Annotated in this window: 15 protein-coding genes; 7 read left to right on the top strand and 8 right to left on the bottom strand. The window is 42.8% G+C overall.

Features of this window, described 5'->3' with window-relative positions:
* Window position 1: 1 nt before the first annotated feature.
* Entirely contained in the window at window positions 2-691 is a 690-nt protein-coding gene (locus GSY63_RS21170; RefSeq protein ID WP_166587851.1) for a YggS family pyridoxal phosphate-dependent enzyme, read from the bottom strand.
* 44 nt (window positions 692-735) lie between these two features.
* Between GSY63_RS21170 and GSY63_RS21175 the strand changes: the two genes are divergently transcribed.
* Together GSY63_RS21175 and GSY63_RS21180 are read left to right on the top strand one after the other, a co-directional pair.
* On the top strand, window positions 736-1,188 hold the full coding sequence (locus tag GSY63_RS21175; protein WP_262887372.1) for a DUF4296 domain-containing protein: 453 nt from the start codon (window positions 736-738) through the stop codon (window positions 1,186-1,188).
* On the top strand, window positions 1,185-3,551 hold the full coding sequence (locus GSY63_RS21180; RefSeq protein ID WP_166587853.1) for an endonuclease MutS2: 2,367 nt from the start codon (window positions 1,185-1,187) through the stop codon (window positions 3,549-3,551). The genes GSY63_RS21175 and GSY63_RS21180 overlap by 4 nt, the downstream gene beginning before the upstream one ends.
* Window positions 3,552-3,585: 34 nt before the next feature.
* On the opposite strand, the gene GSY63_RS21185 is transcribed toward GSY63_RS21180, so the two are convergent.
* Window positions 3,586-4,155, bottom strand: a complete 570-nt coding sequence (locus GSY63_RS21185) for a Crp/Fnr family transcriptional regulator (protein ID WP_166587854.1) — start codon at window positions 4,153-4,155, stop codon at window positions 3,586-3,588.
* A 62-nt stretch (window positions 4,156-4,217) separates the two neighbouring features.
* Here GSY63_RS21185 and GSY63_RS21190 point away from each other — a divergent pair, with 62 nt between their 5' ends.
* Window positions 4,218-5,294, top strand: coding sequence for an SGNH/GDSL hydrolase family protein (locus GSY63_RS21190; protein WP_166587855.1), 1,077 nt, complete (start codon window positions 4,218-4,220; stop codon window positions 5,292-5,294).
* 31 nt (window positions 5,295-5,325) lie between these two features.
* On the opposite strand, the gene GSY63_RS21195 is transcribed toward GSY63_RS21190, so the two are convergent.
* Entirely contained in the window at window positions 5,326-5,898 is a 573-nt protein-coding gene (locus GSY63_RS21195) for a hypothetical protein (protein ID WP_166587856.1), read from the bottom strand.
* Between the two features lie 164 nt (window positions 5,899-6,062).
* Between GSY63_RS21195 and GSY63_RS21200 the strand changes: the two genes are divergently transcribed.
* Together GSY63_RS21200 and GSY63_RS21205 are read left to right on the top strand one after the other, a co-directional pair.
* Entirely contained in the window at window positions 6,063-6,752 is a 690-nt protein-coding gene (locus GSY63_RS21200; RefSeq protein ID WP_166587857.1) for a CoA transferase subunit A, read from the top strand.
* 129 nt (window positions 6,753-6,881) lie between these two features.
* On the top strand, window positions 6,882-7,511 hold the full coding sequence (locus GSY63_RS21205) for a 3-oxoacid CoA-transferase subunit B (RefSeq protein ID WP_166588507.1): 630 nt from the start codon (window positions 6,882-6,884) through the stop codon (window positions 7,509-7,511).
* 59 nt (window positions 7,512-7,570) lie between these two features.
* Here the strand turns inward: GSY63_RS21205 and GSY63_RS21210 are convergent, their stop codons facing one another.
* Genes GSY63_RS21210 through GSY63_RS21220 form a run of 3 tightly spaced genes read right to left on the bottom strand, consistent with a single transcriptional unit; the run spans window position 7,571 to window position 10,185 of the window.
* A complete protein-coding gene (locus GSY63_RS21210; protein WP_166587858.1) occupies window positions 7,571-8,215 on the bottom strand; it encodes a uridine kinase family protein in 645 nt (214 codons plus the stop codon).
* Window positions 8,208-9,413 (bottom strand): LysM peptidoglycan-binding domain-containing protein, encoded by a 1,206-nt coding sequence (locus tag GSY63_RS21215; protein WP_166587859.1) that lies wholly within the window; start codon window positions 9,411-9,413, stop codon window positions 8,208-8,210. The genes GSY63_RS21210 and GSY63_RS21215 overlap by 8 nt, the downstream gene beginning before the upstream one ends.
* A 19-nt stretch (window positions 9,414-9,432) precedes the next feature.
* Window positions 9,433-10,185, bottom strand: a complete 753-nt coding sequence (locus GSY63_RS21220; protein WP_166587860.1) for a DUF4905 domain-containing protein — start codon at window positions 10,183-10,185, stop codon at window positions 9,433-9,435.
* A 105-nt stretch (window positions 10,186-10,290) separates the two neighbouring features.
* Here GSY63_RS21220 and GSY63_RS21225 point away from each other — a divergent pair, with 105 nt between their 5' ends.
* Window positions 10,291-10,770 carry a Dps family protein gene (locus GSY63_RS21225; RefSeq protein ID WP_166587861.1) on the top strand — a complete coding sequence of 160 codons (480 nt, stop codon included), beginning with the start codon at window positions 10,291-10,293 and terminating at the stop codon, window positions 10,768-10,770.
* A gap of 95 nt (window positions 10,771-10,865) precedes the next feature.
* Here GSY63_RS21225 and GSY63_RS21230 read toward each other — a convergent pair whose 3' ends face one another.
* Together GSY63_RS21230 and GSY63_RS21235 are read right to left on the bottom strand one after the other, a co-directional pair.
* The gene (locus GSY63_RS21230; RefSeq protein ID WP_166587862.1) at window positions 10,866-12,323 is read right to left on the bottom strand and encodes an OmpP1/FadL family transporter; all 1,458 of its coding nucleotides are present in this window, start codon (window positions 12,321-12,323) and stop codon (window positions 10,866-10,868) included.
* Window positions 12,324-12,350: 27 nt separating this feature from the next.
* On the bottom strand, window positions 12,351-13,259 hold the full coding sequence (locus tag GSY63_RS21235) for a hypothetical protein (protein WP_166587863.1): 909 nt from the start codon (window positions 13,257-13,259) through the stop codon (window positions 12,351-12,353).
* 103 nt (window positions 13,260-13,362) lie between these two features.
* On the opposite strand from GSY63_RS21235, the gene proS reads away from it, so the two are divergent.
* Window positions 13,363-14,835 (top strand): proline--tRNA ligase, encoded by a 1,473-nt coding sequence (proS, locus tag GSY63_RS21240; RefSeq protein ID WP_166587864.1) that lies wholly within the window; start codon window positions 13,363-13,365, stop codon window positions 14,833-14,835.
* Window positions 14,836-14,839: the final 4 nt, after the last annotated feature.

Below are 14,839 nucleotides of genomic sequence, written 5' to 3' on the forward strand. Positions count from 1 at the left end.
ACTAATTGTTTTTAAAGTGCTTAATTACGCGCTGGCCAAATACGGTGCTGCCCAGGCGTACTATGGTGCTACCGTGTTCTATCGCCAATTTATAGTCAGAAGACATGCCCATAGATAGTTCGTCAAAACTGCCGTCCTTGCGGAAGTAGCTTTGCTTAATACCATCAAAAAACGTATCCAATTCGTAAAACTCTTCTTTAATCTGCTTCTCGTTATCGGTATTGGTGGCAATACCCATTAAACCACGGATTCGGATGTTTTTGAGTTCTGAAAACTCTTCAGAACGCACTAATTCTATCACTTCGTCAAAACCTAAACCAAACTTGGTTTCTTCGTCGGCAATGTAAACTTGTAACAAACAGTCTATAACACGATTATTCTTCAACGCCTGCTTATTAATCTCCTGCAACAATTTCAGGCTGTCAACCGATTCTATCATGCTGATAAATGGTGCAATGTATTTTACCTTATTGGTTTGCAGGTGCCCAATCAGATGCCACTCTATGTCTTTGGGCAGTTGCTCGTATTTTTCTACCAGTTCTTGCACCATGTTTTCGCCAAACACACGTTGTCCGGCATCATATGCCTCCAGTATGTCTTCAACGGGCTTAGTTTTAGATACGGCAACCAATTTTACCTGTATACTTTCTAACTCGTTTTTTAAACTTATGATATTTTCTGCAATGCTCATTAAATGCGTAATTTTGCTAATACTAACCGCCGCTAATTTACAGAATGCGTATTTATATTAACTTGTTTTTTTTAGGATTGCTTTTTTTAACAGCTTGTAAAAGTAATGACGTGCCGGCTGGCATCATCCCTCAAAAGAAAATGACTGGACTTCTCACTGAAGTGCATCTGGTTGATGGTAGCCTTTACCAGGTGAGCCAAAATCCCGATTCGTTATACAGGCATGGTATGGCCAGGTATTTGGCTGTATTTAAACAATACGGCGTCGACTCTACGCAATTCAGAAAGAGTGTGGAGTATTATACTGCCAATCCCGAAAAAATGCAGGTGATGTACGACCAGATTATGGATGTAATGACAGCAAAAACCGATTCCATGAATAAGGTTAGAGAAAAATACGACAAGGCGAAGACGGATTCAATTACTAAGGCTCAGGCTAAAATACAAGCCGCTAAAGTTGATTCATTGAAAAAATTAAAACATACTACTAAGAAATGATATACCCGGAAAATAGTGTAGATAAGCTGGGATTTACCGAGGTTAAAGAACTAATAAAAGCACATTGCCTGAGTGTAATGGGTCAGCAAATGGTTGATCGCATACAGGTGATGAATAACTTTGAGCAGATACGCAAGTTTTTGCATCAGGCCAACGAGTTTAAAAATATACTTCAAAACGATACCGCGCTCCCGATAAACCACTTTTATGATCTTAAAACGCTGGCTGCAAAGATTAGGATTGAGGGCACATTTTTAAGTGAAGAAGAGTTTTTTCAGGCCCAGGTTTCATTGTCGACCGTATTTGCTGTTATAGGTTATTTTAATGAGCGAGGAGGAATTTATCCTAACCTTGAAGCTTTGTTTGAGCACCTGCCGATAGAGAAAAGCATCGTTAGAAAGATTGATGCTGTGATTGATGTTAAAGGTAAAATCAGACCAAATGCATCGCGCGAGCTGATGGATATTACATCGGGGATTACCCGTGCAGAACAGGAAGCCCGCAAAAAGATCGACCAGATCTTTAAGAGTGCCACAGCCAATGGTTGGACAGCAGACGGGTCACTTACCATACGTGATGGCCGTTTGTGTATCCCGATTCTGGCCGAAAACAAGCGTAAACTGAAAGGTTTTATCCATGACGAGTCGGCCTCGGGGCAAACCGTATTTATGGAGCCAGAGGAAGTTTTTAGTTTGAACAACCAGATTCGTGACCTGGAATTTGAGCGTCGTCGCGAGATAATAAGGATATTAACTATTCTTACAGACGAACTAAGGCCGTACGTCCCATTATTATTGTCGTACCATAGTCTGCTTACTAAACTCGATTTTGTACGCGCCAAGGCCTTGTTTGCAATAGATATAGAGGCCGAAATGCCTGTGGTAGTTAATGAAGGAAGTGTGCGATTGGTTAATGCCCGCCACCCTTTACTTACGCTTAGCTTTAAAAAGGAAAAGAAAACTGTTGTTCCGCTTAATGTGGTAATAGACGAGGGTACGCGCATTGTTGTAGTATCGGGCCCGAACGCTGGCGGTAAATCGGTTTGTATGAAAACCGTTGGTCTATGTCAGATGATGGTTCAGGCTGGTTTATTGATTCCCGCAGATGAGCATAGCACCGTTGGGGTGTTTAAGCAGATCTTTGCCGACATTGGCGACGACCAGTCGATAGAAAGTGATTTGAGTACCTACAGCGCCCACCTTTCTAAAATGAAATATTTTGTAGAGCAGGCCAATGGCAAAACATTGATATTAATTGATGAGTTTGGTACCGGTACCGACCCACAATTTGGTGGACCTATTGCCGAGGCGGTGCTCGAATCCCTGAATCATAAAAAGGTGAGGGGCATGGTTACCACGCACTACTCCAATCTTAAAGTATTTGCCAGCAATGCAGAGGGTATCGAAAATGCTTCAATGCTGTTTGACAACGTGCAAATGAAGCCGCTATATATCCTGGAAGTTGGTAAACCGGGAAGTTCGTATGCATTTGAAATCGCACAGAAGATTGGCTTACCACCCAATGTGCTTAACCTGGCCAAAAATAAGATCGGTTTTACGCAAAAGAAAGTAGACACGTTACTGGTTGATCTGGAGCGTGAAAAAAAGGAGATTTTCGACACCAAAACCAAACTTGATAAACAGCAACGTAAGGTTAACGAGTTGTTAGCTGAAAACGAGAAGCTGAAAAGTTATCTCGAAGAGAACAAACGCACCCTGATCCGCGAAGCTAAACAAGAAGCGCAGAGTATCATTTTAAATGCTAATAAGCTGGTTGAGAACACCATTTCCGGTATAAAAAGTGCGCAGGCGGATAAAGAAGTTACCCGTCAACTGCGTGAGAATCTAAACCAGGAGTTAAAGAAAAATACAGTTAAATCGACAGCTCCTAAACCCTCGGTATCTGCCGAAGATGAAGAATTAAAACCAGGTGACTGGGTCAAATTTACAGACTCTGAAACAACCGGGCAGGTGATGGAGATAGCCAAAGACAATGTAATCATAGCCATTGGCGAACTACGTACGGTAGCCAAGCGCAAAAGGGTGATCAGGATCTCGAAGAAAGAGGTTCCGAAAGATATTCGCCGGACATTTAGTGCGCAAACAAGTGATGTTGCCAGCTTTAGTCCCGAAATTGATGTGAGAGGTATGCGAGGTGAAGATGCCGTGCATGCCATTGAAAAACTGTTTGATCGTGCATTGATGATGGGTGTAGGTTCGCTAAAGATCCTTCACGGCAAAGGCGATGGTATTCTTCGCAAACTAATACGGGATTATCTGAAGAAGTATGATCAGGTTGGCCGTATGGAAGACGAACATGCCGATCGTGGTGGTAGCGGAATTACCTATGTGTATTTGAAATAACCTCTCCCAACCCTCTCCAAGGAGAGGGCTTTAGCTATTTTTTCGATTTTAAACGGCTCAGGGTTTCCTGCGATATGCCCAGGTAGTCGGCAATAATTTTGGAAGGCAATTTCTTGATAAGCTCGGGCTGGCTTTCTAAAAGCAAGTTATATCTGTCCTTAGCGTCCATGGTAATCAGGCTTTCTATACGTTGTATAGACTCGATATAGGCTTGTTCTATGCTAATACGGTACATGGTTTCCCAACCGGGTACTTCTTTTAATAAACGCTCGCGATCATGATAACTTAAGGTAAGTAATTCAGATGGCTCGGGGCTTTGAATGGTTGCTACCGATGCTTGCTGTAGTATGTAGCTTGGAAAGGCTGTTCCCATGTTACCTTCAAATATCAGGAACCGGGTTGATTCGTTGCCGTCTTCGCTCGTCAAAAATACGCGTAGATATCCCTTAACCACAAAATAAAGGTGGCGTGCAATGTCACCCTTTTGTAGTAGCACTTCATTCCGTTTAGTGAATTTGGGTTTAAAGCAATTACCCACCAATGCCTCATGCTCAGGCGAAAGTTTGAGCTTACCTTCAAGATATTTTTGTAGTGCGGGGTGCATACTGCAAATTAATATTTGGCTTTTATATTATTCGAATATTGATTTTTTTATATTTATCAACCATGAGACGATACCTGATAACCCTTACGATTCTGCTATTACTAAATCGATATTCTTCTGCACAATCTATCATTAAAAACGACGATAGTCACATCCATTATATGGGTAGGGTAGCGGTTACCGATAGCGCAACAATATTCAGTTGGGCGGGGAACTCGGCCACCATTAATTTTACCGGAACCGGAGTAAAAGCTTTGTTAAAAGACGAGCACGGTACCAACTATTTTAAAGTAATTGTAGACGGTAATGTGCAACCAGATATTCAGCTAGATAGTACTAAACGTTTGTATACGCTGGCAAGTGGTTTATCCTCAGGCAAACACAACCTCGTATTATTCAAACGTGGTGAATGGGCATTTGGCAAAACATGGTTTTATCAATTTGTATTGGATAAGGATAGCAGGATTGAGATGGCTCCCGCTGCCAAAAAGCGAAAAATAGAGTTTTTTGGCAATTCTATTACCTGCGGGTATGCGGTTTTGGATACGGCAGGCAAAGATCGCGGAACAAGCCCGTTTGAAGATAACTATATAGCTTATGCAGCCACCACCGCACGTTATTTCGATGCCGAGTATAGTTGCATTGCCAAAAGTGGTATTGGTGTGCTGGTAAGTTGGTTTCCGTTGATTATGCCCGAAATGTATGATCGCTTAGATGCTACAGATGCTAACAGTAAATGGGATTTTAAGAAATATACGCCTGATGTTGTAGTGATCAACCTGTTTCAAAATGATTCGTGGATTGTGATGCAGCCGCAAAACCCCGAATTTAAGCACCGCTTCGGCACTACACCTCCAGGTGACGATAAGATTGTTGCGGCTTATAAAGACATGGTGAAAAATATTCGCGGCAAATATCCTAAAGCACAGATCATTTGCGTGTTAGGTAGCATGGACGCTACTAAGGAAGGGTCGCCGTGGCCGGGTTACATTGTGCAGGCCGTTAATCAATTAAAAGATAAAAACATCAAAACGCATTTCTTCCCTTATAAAAACACCAACGGTCATCCAAGCAAAGCTGAGCAAAAAGCAATGGCCGATGACCTGATCAGTTATATTGAAAAGAATATTAAATGGTAATAAAAAAGCCCCTTATTAAGGGGCTTTTTTATTAGGTTTCTATATGTTCTTTTTCTTCTGGACTATTGCTGCCATAATCGGGGCCACGCTCATAGTCTGAGTTCCAATTGGCTTTACCAGGTTCGCTTTGATTGCCGCCATCGCCAATTTTATTTTGTACGGGGTTGGCATTAGCGGGTTCGCCCTTTTGCGTGCCACCGTCATAATCTGAAGTGCCTTCCTGGTAAATATTGCTGTTGGTAGATTGCCCTTGGCCATCTTTGGTGGGCGATCCTTCCTGATGGGCCGGCTTAAAGTTGCTATTCTCAGGATGCTCTTCTGCCGGTTCAGTGCGTTTAAAGTAGGCATTGGTATAACCGGCGTTACGCGACGGGTTAGCTGAATCATCGCCCGAAGTAGTTACATTGGTTTTGCCAAAATTTTGGCCGCCGTCGCCTACACCTTCGTGACCAGGACTATCTGGATCGGCCATGTGTGCTTCGCCAAACAGATAATGGCGTTTCAAATCTTTTTCTTTAAGATTTTTATCATCATCAACATGGTAGCCCCGCGGTTCGTTGCTGCTATCGGCATCTTGCGGGTTATTATATTCTTCTGCATTCATAATTGTAGATATTGATTATAAATACAAGTTGCCTACAGTTGATTTTGTTTCATAATAATTAAATTGATGGAGGGCGCTAATTATCGTTGATCATAAATGATTGGCATACGGTTAAAACATTCAACCTATTTACTACTTTAGCCTTAAACCAATTATATAATTTCATGAATAAAGTTGTCAGTAATGCCGAAGAAGCAATTGCTGGTATCAGAGATGGGATGACGCTGATGCTCGGTGGTTTCGGTCTGTGTGGCTTGCCCGAAAATTGCATCGCCGCCCTGGTAAAAAGTGGGATTAAAGATCTTACCTGTATATCTAACAACGCCGGAGTTGACGATTTTGGCATCGGCCTGATGCTCAAACAGCGCCAGGTTAAAAAGATGATTGCTTCCTACGTTGGTGAGAACGCCGAGTTCGAACGTCAGTTACTCAGTGGAGAATTGGATGTTGAATTGATTCCGCAAGGTACGTTAGCTACCCGTTGCATGGCTGCCGGTTATGGTATGCCGGCAATATTCACCCCCGCCGGTGTAGGTACCGAGATTGCCATCGGTAAGGAAGTAAGAAATTTCAACGGTAAAGATTACCTGATGGAAATGGCTTTTGATGCTGATTACGCCATTGTAAAAGCCTGGAAAGGAGATACGATGGGTAATCTCGTTTATCGTTCAACCGCACGAAACTTTAACCCGGTAATGGCCATGGCCGGCAAAATAACTATTGCAGAAGTAGAGGAACTTGTTGAGCCGGGAGCATTAGATCCCGACCATATTCACACTCCAGGGATCTATGTACACTGTATTTTCCAAGGTAGAGATTATGAGAAACGGATTGAGAAGAGAACTGTAAGATAAAATAATACTTGTCATTGCGAGGGACGAAGCAATCTCGTAGCTGTGCAGATCGAGCAATTTATGCAAGGAGATTGCTTCGTACCTCGCAATGACATCGAAGAGAAACTACCAAATCCTCAAATTAACACCATGTGGACTAAAGAAGAAATTGCACAACGCATTGCGCTAGAAATAAAGGACGGCTACTATGTAAACTTAGGTATTGGAATTCCAACATTGGTAGCCAACTATATACCCGAAGGTATGGATGTGGTTTTACAATCGGAAAATGGATTGTTAGGCATGGGGCCTTTTCCATTTGAGGGTGAAGAAGATGCGGATACCATTAATGCGGGTAAACAAACCATTACCATGTTACCAGGCTCGGCGGTATTTGATTCAGCTATGAGTTTTGGGATGATCAGAGCTAAGAAAGTAAATCTTACTATCCTTGGCGCTATGGAAGTATCAGAAAATGGAGACATAGCTAACTGGAAAATTCCCAGCAAAATGGTAAAGGGTATGGGGGGCGCTATGGATCTGGTGGCGTCGGCAGACAATATTATCGTGGCTATGCAGCATGTAAACAAAGCGGGCGAGTCAAAGCTACTGCCCGAATGCACATTGCCCTTAACCGGCGTTAAATGTGTAAAACGAATAGTAACAGAATTAGGGGTGTTGGACGTGCTGCCTGAAGGTGGTTTTAAGATTGTGGAGTGTGCACCCGGAGCGAGCGTAGAGGATATTAAGAATGCGACAGCTGGACGAATACTGACCTAAGATGTTATCTATAAATCGTCATCGCTGTAAGGTACCTCAATGACGATTTAGCCAATTTTTTAAATATCCTGTGAGAACACCTTCTTATGCAACTCCTTCGAAATTTCTTCAGTTATTATAATAATATCTTGTGCTACGTGAGTATTATTGGTGACAACTCTATCCGTTTGATCTTTGTATGGTAACAGATACTCCTCGTAAGCCGGTTGAACATGGTTGTGCCATTTATACAGTACATCGTCGTGCGAGTAGCCGCGTTCCAATAAATCGCGTTTTAGGCGGCGTTCTAAGGCAACGTGCTCTTCGGTATCTATAAAGATCTTCATGTCCAGCAGGTCGGCGATCTCTTTAAAGTGCAGAATGAACAGACCTTCCACGATAATAATCGGAGCTGGCTTAACCTCCAAAGTTTTGGGTACGGCTGTAGGATTGTTAAAAGTATATTCCTGTTTGTAAACCGTTTCATAACGCATTAGCTTTTGGATATCATCCAAAAAGTGTTCGTTATCTATGGTTGCAGGTAAATCAAAATTGTAAAGTTTATTTTCCTCAGGCGTCATGTTGTGCGCCACAGGGATATAATAGTCGTCCTGCGAAACAAGGCATACTTCTTCGGGCTTAAAATGTTCCAGAAAACATTTTAAGAAAAAGGTTTTGCCTGAGCCGCTTCCGCCCGCAATACCAATAATATAAGGTTTATTCATTCGAAACGCCGTAGCTTATGTTTACATGAAAACGTTTGTCCAAAGCACCTAATGACTCAGCAACACTTTTGGTCATTACAATAATAACATCCTTTGTCGACTCATTATCTGTAAAGCTACCAACAACTTTGGCAAAAGTTGTACGGTTGGTCATGGGGTTGGTAATTTTTATAACCGTACCAATGGGGGCGGTACGGTGCAATATTAATTTCTTGTTTTGATCGAGGGTTGGATCATCCAATGTAGTGGCTACGCCTTTCTCATTTTTCTCAAACAACCCGTATTTAGATGGCGAATGATGTTCAACATTGGCGCTATCAGCAATTCCAGCCAAATTACTGTCGCGTTTGGCAGGAGGGATAGTATCTGTAACCGGAGGTTTCTCCTGCACCACAACGCCCTGTGGAGCGGCCGCTGTGGCAGACGAAGCACCTTGCAAAATATTTAATACCATACCGGGGGTAAGACTATTGCTTTTGAGGTTGTTACGCTGTTTTATATCTTCAACTGTACTGTTAAAGCGTTTAGCTACACTATAAAGATACTCGTGCTTGGCAACCTTATATTGGATAATAGTGCCGGTTTCGCCGGTATTAGCAGCGGGCTGTTGAGCAGGAGCCTGAACAGGAGCGGCCGCAACAGGAGCCGGTTGAACAACTGGCTGAGTTGGTGCAGGTGCAGTAGTTTGCGGTTGCGTCTGAATAGTTGTACCTGCACCCTGGCGAATGTTTAATAACTGGCCCGGAGTAAGGGTACTGCTTTGCAGGTTGTTTAATTTTTTAATCTCTTCTGCAGTGGTATTAAATCGGCGAGCAATACCATATAAGTACTCGTGCTGGGCGACTTTGTACTGTACAATGGCGCCTGTTTCTGCAGAATTAGCCGCCGGTTGTTGGGTTTGCACGGCAGGGGCGGCTGCTACCGGCGCTGCTTGTTGTGCAAACGGAATATCTGTAGGCACTTTAACAATATCGCCAATATGCAAAGTGGCGTTGGTGTTAAATTTAATAAGAACCTGTGGTTTTACATTGTATTTGCGGGCTATGCCGTAATAGGTTTCTTTAACTTCTACTTTGTGTAATATGACTTTCTTCCCGTTCTGATTTTCTACACCAACCGAATCAACAAGCGGGTTGGCCAATAGCTTGGCAGACGTTGCAGAAAATGCTATAACGAGTAATAAAATTCTGAATCTCATAAAGGGGATTATGCTGTATTTACAGGTTTAAAACTTTTATTTCCGATCGGTTCTTAAGCCAGATCAGTTTATTTTTATAGCTAATAAACGCTTCGGGTTGCAATTTTTGTATGTCATTATTCAGAATATCGTCAAATAACAAATTGCCGTCTCTATCAAATACATACATGTTCTGTGTTAAATGGCTCCCATCAAGCGCGTGCAAAGATACAATTCTAAAGTTATTGTACTCCAGATAATGCACTACATTTAGATGCGGCTCCAAAACTAATAGTTGAGGTGGTAAGGTCTCTGCCTGTATCATTTCTGGTAGCTTTATATTGCTTTCAACAGCGGTTGCCGATGATATATAAGACTCGCGACGGAGCCCCGTTTGCTCATCAATAACAAATAGGTTCTTAGGTTGGATCCGGGCATCATAAACCACAATGCCTTGAATGGTAAGTGCCTCGAAGTTAATGTTATAGTCGCTCCATAGTATGTCTCCAGTAACACCGTCGACACCGGTTAAACCTCTGTGAACAGGCATTGATTCTGACTGATAACCGTGCAAAACCAGTGCGCCATTATAAGCAGTTTCTATTCCACAAAGCCAGCGCTCGGGTAAAGTAAGCGCCTTGAAATTCGCATTGCCGTTTGATAAATTGATGGCTGCAAAGCTAACCCGCTTGTCGGCATTATCGCGTAATTCGGCAAAAAGCGTGTCGGTAATTTCGTCAATTTCCATGCGCCAAACTGGTGCGTCGAAAGGCTCTGTTATAAAGGTTTTCAATAGCATATCAATTTTACAAATATCAGAAATTAACGCCAATCGCTTAGTTTTGTATTCAAACAATGACACTCAAATCACTGTTACATCAATCACAAATTATCACTTATGGATGCTAAAGAAATAGGCCTTGAAGAAGGCAAAGTACGCCCGGTTGTTGACCACTTAAATGATTACCTGGCTAATTACCATATTCACTATCAGAAACTGCGCGGCTGCCATTGGAATGTTAAAGGTAAAAGCTTTTTTACCCTGCACGTAAAGTTTGAGGAACTTTATACAGATGCCTTAACCACTATTGACGAGCTGGCCGAAAGGATACTGGCTTTAGGTAAGCCGCCGATCAGTACTTTTAACGACTACATCACCACTTCTAAACTTAAAGAGATCAACACCATTGGTATGCTGGATACCGATATGGTGAAGGCTATTATTGATGATATGGCCTCATTAATTGACGTGGAGCGTGAACTTCTTACGATCACCGCTGATGCCGGCGACGATGGCACCAACGATATGGTTAACCGCTTTATGCAGTTTAAAGAGAAAAATACCTGGATGCTACGTTCATTTGTAAACGAAGATTAATAAATCCAAAAGAACACAACATTTGTGCTTATACTAAAAACGAAAGAAGCCCGGTTGCTATGCAGCCGGGCTTCTTTCGTTTCAATCTTTATTTGTTAGAAACGAATACCCAATGTCAGATAAACATTGTTGAATTCGTTTTTTAAATCTGCTACGGGGCTATCCAAACCTAAATCGTAAGGGATGTTGGTGCTGTAGCCTTTAACATGGGTATAAGTAGCATCGATATAATAAGAACCGAAACGGTAACCTAAACCACCACTTGCAGTTTTGGTATCCTGACCGCCATTTTTATATGGAGTGCCTTGTATGCCATAACCACCGCGTAGAAAGAAATTACCCGGGATGCGGGCTTCTGCACCGAAACGTGCGTTAACAGCAGATTGGTAGTTTCTTTTGATATCGTCGTTGTCAAGGCTTACATCATAGTCGCCACTTGATAGGTGGGTGCTAGAATAATCCAGATAATCGATATCAGCCGTTAAGAAACCATATTTGCCAATAAATACTGCAGCACCGCCTGATACTTTAAGCGGAGTGCGCAGGTTGTAGCTAGCGGGGTAAGAAGCACCGTCGGTATAGCGTTGACCACCAGTATAGCTTGTGTTTAAGCCTTCCGCACTATTATCGTCAATATTGTACCAGGTAGGGGTTGTAAGGGTAGCACCTAAACGTAATGCCTCAACCGGTTTATAGATTACACCAAAACGGGCGTTAAAACCTGTTCCGCGGGTAACCTGGTCGCGTACGTAGTTAGAAACATAATCCTGGTGCACGTTAACGTACTCGGTATTGTCTTCACTAAAAATAGAGGTTGAGTTATATCTGATGTCGGTAATACCGAAACCAAAACCTAAGTAAAGTTTATTACTGTAGTTGGCACCCATAGAGAAACTCATTTCTGTCTGGCCGCCACTGCTGGTGATTGCGTTTGATTGCGTACCGCCCAAGGTTGTACTTGGCTCGTAAACATTGGCGTTCGCATTGTTATTAATAAGGCGCTGACGATACGCCCAGCCTTCAAGGTAACCATCCAGGGAGTAGTTATTAGCTACATCATAATTAGCCAAATTAGCATAATAATCGGCAATGGAGCTGGTATGGTTAATGCCTGAATAATAGGTGTTTTGATAAAAATCGTTAGTACGGTTGTAAGATAAACCATAGTTTAAACTTAACCAGCCTTTAGATTTATCCTGACCTCTAGGTGTATTTAAACGGGTGTAAAACACGGCCGAAGCATTATTAAAATTGCCCTGATCGTGACTGGTAGAATTACTTGAACCCAGATAAGAAGAGCTCACTTTCGAATTATTGTATTCAGGAGTAATGCTCAACTCTGAGCGGGTAAAGAAACCTAAACCCGCGGGGTTTCCACTAACGTTACTTAAATCGCCACCCACCGCTTGCTGGGCGTTACCAACTGCTTTGATACGTGATGTAGAACCCGTTTGCGCACCCGAAAAACGGATAGCATCTTGCGAATACTGCGCAAAACTGGTCTTAGTAATAGCTACTGTAGCTATTGCCAATAGTAAGTATTTATTTTTCATACGATGTTTCTGTGATAGATTAGCTTGTTATGGTCTTCCCGGACGGCCGCCACCTCTGCTGCCACCACCTGAACCGCCGCCCATATTACCACCACCGCTGTTGTTGCTCGGCATAGAGTTGGTAGTACGTTGTGGTGGATTATTATAATTGTTTGGATTATCTGAGCGTTGTGGGCGAGCCGGACGACCCTGGCCATAGCCATAATTTGCATTACCGCTATAAGCGCCATTGGTACGCGGAACGCCGCCGTTAACTGTACGACCAGGGTAGTAGCCCGCTGCATTTGGATATGCACCATTGTAGCCTACTCCACGTACAGAACGGTTTACATAATTGCTGCCACCCGGTACGCCAGAACCACGGTAAGGCCTTGCGCGTGCATAGTAACCGCCACCGCCCCAGCCGCCATAGCCGTAAGCAGAATAGATACCCCAATAAGGATAACCACCACCCCAGCCAATGCCGTATGGAGAGTAACCATAATAAGGATAGCCGTAACCCCAAGGGTTGTAACCGTAGTAACCGCCATAGCCGAAACCAAAACCTATACCCAGGCCAAAGCCGTAGCCACCATAAGCATAAGAATTTACACCCCAACCAGCGTTACCATAAGTAGTAGGTGAGGCGTAGTCGTAGTAATAATCGTCGTAGTAGTTAAACGGAGAGTTGTAGGCAAACCTGTTGATACGCGATGCGTAGCTATCATAGTAATAATAGTCATCATCCGCCGCGTCAGCGTAAGGCGGCTGCTGGTCTGCATACACATTTACGTCTTGTTGACGGTAAACTGGTACTGGTAGTTCGTCGCCCGCTTTGGCCTTGCTAAAATATACATCGTCATCAGCTTTCTGATCAGATGCGAGTTTCTGTGTTGAACATGAAGCTAATGCCAGGGCGCTTACAAGCATTAGTCCACTAATTATATTGCGTTTCATTCTGCAGAAGTTAAAAGTTCAGTTCAAATAACGTTTAAATTTATAATTTTGGCAGCAAGTATACATAATTCAATAGTCAAATTCTATTCCATAAATATATAACATGAGCAAAGGTATCATCAGTAAAGACGAAGATTATTCACAATGGTTTAATGACCTGGTAATAAAAGCTGATTTAGCTGAATATTCTCCGGTGAGGGGCTGCATGATCATTAAACCGTATGGTTATTCGATCTGGGAGAAAATGCAGGCAGTGCTTGATAAAATGTTTAAAGATACCGGGCACAGTAATGCTTACTTTCCGCTGTTTATACCAAAATCTTTCTTCTCAAAAGAAGCCAGCCACGTTGAAGGCTTTGCCAAAGAATGTGCTGTTGTAACACATTACCGTTTAAAAAACGACGGCGAAGGCAACATTATTGTTGATGAAGAAGCTAAGTTGGAAGAGGAGCTGATTGTTCGCCCAACTTCGGAAACTATTATCTGGAACACCTATAAAGGTTGGATCCAATCGTACCGCGATTTGCCGATTTTAGTTAACCAGTGGGCTAACGTTGTACGTTGGGAAATGCGTACCCGTTTGTTTTTACGCACCAGCGAATTTTTATGGCAGGAAGGCCATACTGCCCATGCAACAGCTGAAGAAGCGATTGCCGAAGCAGAACAAATGCTGGAAGTATATGCAGACTTTGCCGAGAACTGGCTGGCTGTACCGGTAGTGAAAGGCCGTAAAACGCCTAACGAGCGCTTTGCAGGGGCATTAGACACTTATTGTATCGAAGCTTTGATGCAGGACGGTAAAGCTTTACAGGCAGGTACTTCACACTTTTTGGGCCAGAACTTTGCCAAGGCGTTTGACGTTAAATTTACCGATAAAGAGAATAAACTCGATTACGTTTGGGCAACCTCATGGGGTGTTTCAACCCGTTTGATGGGGGCACTGATTATGTCGCATTCTGACGATGCTGGTTTAGTTATCCCGCCAATGCTGGCGCCAATACAAGTTGTTGTTGTGCCGATTTACAAACACGACGAAGAGCTGGAAAATATTACGGCCTACGTAAAGGGTTTAACAACCGAACTGAAAGCAAAAAATATCTCTATCAAATTTGATAATCGCGATACGCAACGCCCGGGCTTTAAATTTGCCGAGTATGAACTGAAGGGTGTGCCTTTGCGCGTAGCCATCGGTAGCCGCGATATGCAGAACGGTACGGTTGAATTGGCTCGTCGTGATACACGTACAAAAGAGACAGTAGCGCAGGAAGGCTTAGCAGATCGTATCGAAGCTTTGTTGGAAGAGATCCAACAAAATATTTTCAAAAAAGCATCAGATTTTAACAAAGAAAATACAACTGAGGTAGATACTTACGAAGAGTTTAAACGTTTACTGGACGAAAAACCGGGCTTTTTGTCTGCACATTGGGACGGTACACCAGAAACCGAACAACGTATAAAAGATGAAACTAAGGCTACAATCCGTTGTATACCTTTGAATAATAAACAAGAAGAAGGTAAATGTATATTAACCGGCAAACCATCAACCCAAAGGGTATTGTTTGCAAGGGCGTATTAAGCCC

Source organism: Mucilaginibacter agri (assembly GCF_009928685.1).
Lineage (GTDB): Bacteria > Bacteroidota > Bacteroidia > Sphingobacteriales > Sphingobacteriaceae > Mucilaginibacter > Mucilaginibacter agri.

Coding starts and splice junctions, on each gene's coding strand:
- GSY63_RS21185 (WP_166587854.1), bottom strand. CDS start 4,155: ATGCACCCCGCACTACAAAAATATCTTGAAGGTAAGCTCAAACTTTCG.
- GSY63_RS21235 (WP_166587863.1), bottom strand. CDS start 13,259: ATGAAACGCAATATAATTAGTGGACTAATGCTTGTAAGCGCCCTGGCA.
- GSY63_RS21190 (WP_166587855.1), top strand. CDS start 4,218: ATGAGACGATACCTGATAACCCTTACGATTCTGCTATTACTAAATCGA.
- proS (WP_166587864.1), top strand. CDS start 13,363: ATGAGCAAAGGTATCATCAGTAAAGACGAAGATTATTCACAATGGTTT.
- GSY63_RS21230 (WP_166587862.1), bottom strand. CDS start 12,323: ATGAAAAATAAATACTTACTATTGGCAATAGCTACAGTAGCTATTACT.
- GSY63_RS21205 (WP_166588507.1), top strand. CDS start 6,882: ATGTGGACTAAAGAAGAAATTGCACAACGCATTGCGCTAGAAATAAAG.
- GSY63_RS21225 (WP_166587861.1), top strand. CDS start 10,291: ATGGATGCTAAAGAAATAGGCCTTGAAGAAGGCAAAGTACGCCCGGTT.
- GSY63_RS21180 (WP_166587853.1), top strand. CDS start 1,185: ATGATATACCCGGAAAATAGTGTAGATAAGCTGGGATTTACCGAGGTT.
- GSY63_RS21210 (WP_166587858.1), bottom strand. CDS start 8,215: ATGAATAAACCTTATATTATTGGTATTGCGGGCGGAAGCGGCTCAGGC.
- GSY63_RS21215 (WP_166587859.1), bottom strand. CDS start 9,413: ATGAGATTCAGAATTTTATTACTCGTTATAGCATTTTCTGCAACGTCT.
- GSY63_RS21170 (WP_166587851.1), bottom strand. CDS start 691: ATGAGCATTGCAGAAAATATCATAAGTTTAAAAAACGAGTTAGAAAGT.
- GSY63_RS21175 (WP_262887372.1), top strand. CDS start 736: ATGCGTATTTATATTAACTTGTTTTTTTTAGGATTGCTTTTTTTAACA.
- GSY63_RS21200 (WP_166587857.1), top strand. CDS start 6,063: ATGAATAAAGTTGTCAGTAATGCCGAAGAAGCAATTGCTGGTATCAGA.
- GSY63_RS21195 (WP_166587856.1), bottom strand. CDS start 5,898: ATGAATGCAGAAGAATATAATAACCCGCAAGATGCCGATAGCAGCAAC.